Raw genomic sequence first — 6299 nt, forward strand, 5'->3', positions numbered from 1 at the left:
CCGGGTTAATCGCCCGGTTTAAATACACCAATTACTTGTTCAAATTGGCGAGTAGATGCCTGAACAGCGTTATCGGGTTGCGCCATTTTGTGGCCACACTCTACACACTCTACTTTTTCAACATCATGTTCTCTGTACAGCATCATGGTATCCATGGCTTTACACTCAGGGCACGATGCACCAGCAATAAATCGCTTCTTTTGTCTCACAACATTTTTCCTGTGGTTTGAACTGCACATATTTTATCGTATAACTTCCTATGTTGATACGCTTGATAAGAGCAATACGTTCTATGGTATGATAGCGCCAACTTAACCAGGGCACAGTAAAGTAACGCATTCATGATCCAAATCTCAGAAATAGAACTACTTCGTGGCGGAAAAGCCTTATTAAAAAATGCCTCGGCTACTTTATTTCCTCAGCACAAAGTGGGCTTAGTTGGCGCTAATGGCTGTGGTAAATCTACCTTATTTAGTTTATTAAAATCTGAGCTGCAACTCGATGCGGGTGATTGCAATATACCGAAAGATTGGTCTATTGCCTCTGTAAAACAAGAAACCCCAGCCCTTGAAATAAGCGCCATTGATTACGTACTACAAGGCCACCCTGAGTACTATGCATTGCGCATTGCCCTGCGTGAAGCCGAGCAAACAAACGATGGTGACACCCAAGCCAAAGTACATATTCAGCTTGAAAATATTAAAGGCTACAGCATAGAGTCAAAAGCGGGCGAATTACTGCACGGCTTAGGCTTTGCTAATCACCAAATAGAAAACCCTGTAAGCGCGTTTTCTGGTGGTTGGCGTATGCGTTTAAACCTTGCACAAGCACTTATTCGCGATGCCGACTTACTATTACTCGATGAACCTACCAACCACCTTGATTTAGATGCCGTTTACTGGCTTGAGCGCTTTTTACGCGCCTACACAGGCACCTTGGTACTTATATCTCATGACCGCGAGTTTTTAGACGCCGTGGTTGATCAAATTTGGCATGTCGATAAACAGCTTATTAATGTGTACAAAGGTAACTACTCACAGTTTGAACGCCAAAAAGCAGAGCGCTTGTTACAACAACAAGCAATGTTTGAAAAACAACAAGAGCAAATTGCCCATCTTGAGCAGTTTATAACTCGCTTTAAAGCCAAAGCCAGTAAGGCCAAACAGGCACAAAGCCGTGTTAAAGCACTCGAACGTATGGAAAAGCTGGCACCTGCACATGCCGACTCACCATTTGACTTTGAATTTGCCGAGCCAACAGCCCTGCCTAACCCGCTAATGACCCTAGATAAAGCAAAAGCAGGTTATGGCGATGTTACTATTTTAAATAATATCGCGCTAAACCTAGTTCCTGGCAGTCGTATTGCGTTACTCGGTCGTAACGGCGCGGGTAAATCAACGCTTATTAAGCTATTAGCGGGCGAGCTTGAGCCGCAAGCAGGTAAAGTGGTTCAACACCATGGCTTAAATATTGGTTACTTTGCGCAGCACCAACTTGAATCGCTTGATTTAAAAGCCAGCGCAGTGACCCATATTCAACGTTTAAACCCACAGGCCACAGAGCAATCATTGCGTGACTTTTTAGGTGGTTTTGCATTTATTGGCGATAAAGCACTTGAACCCGTGGCGCCGTTTTCGGGCGGTGAAAAAGCCCGCTTAGTGCTAGCCATGTTAGTGTATCAAAAACCCAATTTACTACTACTTGATGAGCCAACTAACCACCTTGATTTAGAAATGCGCCACGCGCTAGTAATGGCACTGCAAGGCTTTGAAGGCGCCATGGTTACCGTATCGCACGATCGCCACATGCTTAAAAACACCGCCGATGAATTTTATTTAGTCGATGATGGCAAAGTCACTCAGTTTGGTTACGACTTAGATGCGTATTACCAATGGTTACTCAATGCCAATAAAGAAGCCGCTAAAAGCCAGCAACCTGACGAGCCAAAAGCAAATCCAAGCGTTAATCGTAAAGAGCAAAAGCGCCTAGAAGCTGAGTTTAGAAAAGCCATTCAACCGCTTAAAAAGCAAATTGAAAAGCTTGAAAAGCAGCTCGATAAATTTACTGCAGAGCTTAGCAAAGTTGAAGTAGCCCTTGGCGACAACACACTCTACAACGACGATAACAAAGCCCAGTTAAAAGAGCTAATTGCTAAGCAAGCAACGCTTACCCCTAAAGTAAACGACACTGAAGAAGAGCTACTGATGGCGCTTGAAGAAATGGAAGAAAAAGAGCAGGCCTTTGCCGATGAACTTGCTCAATAAAAACGACTTTTGGCAATTTGCCTGCGCTTTGTACGCAAAGCCTGGGCAACAACAAACCTTGCTGGCACTGCAAAACCAGCAAGGTAAAAACGTTAATCTGTGCTTATTTTTGCTTTATTTAGACTCACTTAAGCTAAGCATTAACACCGATCAGCTCAGTGTTTTAATAGACTCAGTTAATGAGTTTGATACGCAAGTACTTAAGCCACTGCGCGCCGCTCGTCGTTATTTAAAAGCTAATCAAGAAAGCATCAGCGACTATGCAAAAATACGCCAAGAGCTATTAAGCGCCGAGTTAAAGCTTGAAAAGCAACAACAGCAAATACTGATTGATACAGCGAATAAACTTAGCTTTTTAGAAGCTGTAAAGCCAAACAATATTGAGCTGTATGTGAAAGCCACTTAGGCTGGCAGTTTTTACACCCTCCTCTAAATGTTCATTTTAAAGCCAATTAATCACAAAGAGGGTTAGAGACGCAGCGCTTTTAGAGGAAAATAAAAACCAAGCTAATATCACTAGAAATATAAGCCTAGCCGCTGTTGGCTCGTGGCTATCTTTCTCATTTGCTTCTCATTTTTTTGTCTTTGTGCAAAAAATCTTTAAGCCGATTGATTCTTCAAAGCCTATAGGCGCTGTAGTAGGAACGAAATAGCCCCTAAAACATGATCTACATCAACTTTACTTGGTTACTTTTTCCACGCAGGGAAATAGTTTGATCTCGATCACATTATGCTTTGCAAAGTCACTTTATGATGTCTCCATCAACTGAACGAGGAGATTAATCATGAACGTATTCTTTAGAGACTTTTTTAGCGACCCTGTTTTATTTATGTCTTTTGGGATTTTAGGCGTCGTGATTTCTCTTTGCCTATTTTACGCTTTTTACTTTATTAAAAAAATTAGCGAGGCTGAAGTTCCCGAGCATCATTAAGCACGACGCACAAAGCGCCTACTCAGGTTACTGATTAGGCGCTTTTTATTTTATAAAGCGAAAAATTTGGTACACTAACGTTTCGTTTTTTTCATAGTGCGTAGTACAAACATGATCAATAAGTTTAAACCAGCATGGTGGATGACCAATCGTCACGTTCAAACCATAATGCCGCGTTTTTTCCGTCCATTTCACAATACGTCCTACGAACTTGAGCAACTTGATACGCCCGACGGCGATTTTATTGAACTTGCATGGTCGCTGCCTCATAACGAAAACGCTCCCCTTGCTGTGGTTTTACATGGCCTTGAAGGCAACATAAATAGCTTTTATGCCAAAGGCATGATGAAAGCCTTAAAAAAGCAAGGTTATGCCGTAGTACTTATGCACTTTAGAAACTGCTCAAGCGAAGTTAACCGCTTACCGCGTGCTTATCATAGTGGCGATACCGCCGACTTAGCTTTTTTTATAAATCATTTAAGGGAGCAATTCCCCAGCCGCCCTATTATGGCTGTTGGTTTTTCGTTAGGGGGCAATGTACTGGCTAAATACCTAGGCGAAGAGCGCGAAAACTGCCCCTTAAGTGCTGCAGCCGTGGTTTCGGCTCCTTATGATTTATCATCATCAAGCGATGTTATTCGCAAAAGCTTAGGCAAGATTTATCAAAAGTACTTGCTCGATAGAATGAAAAAATCAATGCAGCGTAAATTGCCACAAATCAAGCAGCAAATACCTATTACCTCTGAGCAGTTAATGAAAATTGACGATTTGCTAGAGTTTGATAATCAACTAACCGCTCCACTGCATGGCTTTGAAAACGCACACGATTACTATCGTCAAGCCAGCGCAATGCCCTACTTAAAACATATTGCGATTCCTACGTTAATAATTCATGCCAAAGACGACCCAATGTTGTCGATTAAGGCTGTACCAAGTAGGCAAGATGTGAGTGAGCATGTTACCCTGAGCGTCTCTGAAAAAGGCGGCCACGTAGGGTTTATTAGCGGTAATAATCCGTTTAGGCCGGTATTTTGGCTTGAACAAGCCGTCCCTCATTATTTTGGCCAGCACGTCCCCACTAAAGCGAGCAGTAAGCAGTTATGATTATCCCTTTTGAACAACTTGATAAAGACACCCTCTATAACCTAATTGAAAGCTACGTGCTTCGTGAAGGCACCGATTACGGTGAGCAAGAAGTGAGTATTCAAAGTAAAGTAGCGCAGGTTAATCAGCAGCTTAGAAATGGTGAAGCCATGGTGTTTTTTTCTGAGCTACATGAGTCGGTCACTATTATTTCAAAAAATGAATTTAAAGCACTGCAAAGCGAAGAGCATGAAGCACAGTCGTTTGATTAACGCCTAACACTTGTAACTTTTGAGCTGAACGTACACAATGGCTTTTTACCCAAAGAGCCAAAACATGATAAAACTCAGCACTCTAGTGGTAGCCATATCACTAGCTTTAACACCACAAGCCTTTGCAGAGCAAGTAAAAAGCCCGTCAGACAAAGCAGTAAAACTAGCAAAAGACACTATTTTAATCGACACCCATATTGATGTACCTTATCGTATCCACGAAAAGTGGGTTGATGTAACTAAAGCCACCGACGGCGGCGACTTTGACTACCCTCGCGCACTACAAGGGGGTTTAAACGCCCCTTTTATGTCGATTTATATTCCTGCTCACTTAGAATTTGAAGGCAAAGGTAAAAGCTACCAGCTAGCCAATCAAATGATTGATAGCATGGAAGCCATTGCACAGCGCGCCCCTGAAAAATTTGCTATTGCTAGCTCAACAGCGGATATAGAAGCGCAATTTGAGCAAGGTAAACTGTCAATTGCGATGGGCATGGAAAATGGCTCGCCAATTGAAGGAAAAATGGAAAACCTTCAGCACTTTTTTGACCGCGGTGTACGCTACATCACGCTTGCGCACTCGCAAAGCAACCATATTTCTGACTCGTCATATGATATTCGCCGTAAATGGAAAGGTTTAAGCCCATTTGGTAAAAAGCTAATTACTGAAATGAACAACGTCGGTATGCTAATAGACGTATCACATATATCAGATGATGCGTTTTATCAGGTAATGGAACTATCTAAAACGCCGGTTATTGCTTCACACTCATCACTGCGCAAATACACGCCAGGCTTTGAGCGTAATATGAATGATGACATGTTATTAGCGCTTAAAAAGAATGGCGGGGTTATTCAAATTAACTTTGGCTCAAGCTTTGTAACCTCTAAAGCCGGTGCGTGGTACAAAGACCTTAAAAGCACTAAAGAGACCGTTAAAAAAGAAGGCACTAAGCCAAGTAAAGACTTTGATGCAGCGTACCGCGCTAAAAACCCATTCCCGTTTGCAAGCCTTGAGCAAGTACTTGATCATATTGATCACGTTGTAGAGCTTATTGGCATTGATTACGTGGGCATTGGCTCTGACTACGATGGGGTTGGCGATTCGTTACCGATTGGCTTAAAGGATGTATCTAGCTACCCTAACCTAGTACAAGGCTTAATGGACAGAGGCTACAGCGATTCAGACATTAAAAAGATTTTAAGCGAAAATACGCTAAGGGTTTGGAAGCAAGCCGAAGCATATGCGAAAAAGCACTAGCGTGTAAGCTGTCAGTTGTCAGTTGTCAGTTGTCAGTTGTAAGCTGTAAGCTGTAAGTTGTAAGCTGTAAGCTGTAAGTTGTAAGCTGTAAGCTGTAAGTTGTAAGCTGTAAGCTGTAAGTTGTAAGCTGTAAGCTGTAAGTTGTAAGCTGTAAGCTGTAAGCTGTAAGCTGTAAGCTGTCAAAAAGTTTAATTAATAGCACGGCCTAAAGTCGTGCTTTTTTATGTGTTAAGTATAATTTAACACCAAGCTACTAAAAGCTGATAACTGATAACTGAAAACTAAACACTTTTCTTCAGGCATTAAAAAACCCGAGGCTAAGCTCGGGCTTTTTTAGTATTAATTAACTAAAACGTTAACTATTACTCTACGATAGTTGCTACAACACCAGCACCTACAGTACGGCCACCTTCACGGATAGCGAAACGAAGACCTTCGTCCATCGCGATTGGCGCGATTAGAGTTACTGTCATCTTAACGTTATCAC

General features: G+C 42.1%; 7 protein-coding genes and 1 pseudogene. 6 read left to right on the top strand and 2 right to left on the bottom strand.

Annotated features, from left to right (window positions below):
• Positions 1-5: 5 nt before the first annotated feature.
• Positions 6-209 (bottom strand): YheV family putative zinc ribbon protein, encoded by a 204-nt coding sequence (locus PSH54_RS15865; protein WP_004589620.1) that lies wholly within the window; start codon positions 207-209, stop codon positions 6-8.
• Between the two features lie 132 nt (positions 210-341).
• Here PSH54_RS15865 and PSH54_RS15870 point away from each other — a divergent pair, with 132 nt between their 5' ends.
• The 6 genes from PSH54_RS15870 (at position 342) to PSH54_RS15895 (ending at position 5812) form a co-directional block, all read left to right on the top strand.
• Positions 342-2264, top strand: coding sequence for an ATP-binding cassette domain-containing protein (locus PSH54_RS15870; protein WP_273606569.1), 1923 nt, complete (start codon positions 342-344; stop codon positions 2262-2264).
• A complete protein-coding gene (locus PSH54_RS15875; protein ID WP_273606570.1) occupies positions 2248-2670 on the top strand; it encodes a TIGR02444 family protein in 423 nt (140 codons plus the stop codon). The genes PSH54_RS15870 and PSH54_RS15875 overlap by 17 nt, the downstream gene beginning before the upstream one ends.
• Positions 2671-3049: 379 nt before the next feature.
• The gene (locus tag PSH54_RS15880) at positions 3050-3196 is read left to right on the top strand and encodes a hypothetical protein (RefSeq protein WP_004589623.1); all 147 of its coding nucleotides are present in this window, start codon (positions 3050-3052) and stop codon (positions 3194-3196) included.
• Between the two features lie 111 nt (positions 3197-3307).
• Positions 3308-4300, top strand: a complete 993-nt coding sequence (locus PSH54_RS15885) for a hydrolase (protein WP_024033940.1) — start codon at positions 3308-3310, stop codon at positions 4298-4300.
• On the top strand, positions 4297-4551 hold the full coding sequence (locus PSH54_RS15890) for a YheU family protein (protein WP_004589625.1): 255 nt from the start codon (positions 4297-4299) through the stop codon (positions 4549-4551). Before PSH54_RS15885 ends, PSH54_RS15890 begins: the two co-directional genes overlap by 4 nt.
• Before the next feature lie 64 nt (positions 4552-4615).
• The gene (locus tag PSH54_RS15895) at positions 4616-5812 is read left to right on the top strand and encodes a dipeptidase (protein WP_273606571.1); all 1197 of its coding nucleotides are present in this window, start codon (positions 4616-4618) and stop codon (positions 5810-5812) included.
• Between the two features lie 362 nt (positions 5813-6174).
• On the opposite strand, the pseudogene PSH54_RS15900 reads toward PSH54_RS15895, so the two are convergent.
• Positions 6175-6299 (bottom strand): annotated as a pseudogene (locus tag PSH54_RS15900) (elongation factor Tu); the annotation flags it as partial.

It is taken from the genome of Pseudoalteromonas sp. Angola-30 (genome assembly GCF_028599215.1).
GTDB lineage: Bacteria > Pseudomonadota > Gammaproteobacteria > Enterobacterales > Alteromonadaceae > Pseudoalteromonas > Pseudoalteromonas atlantica.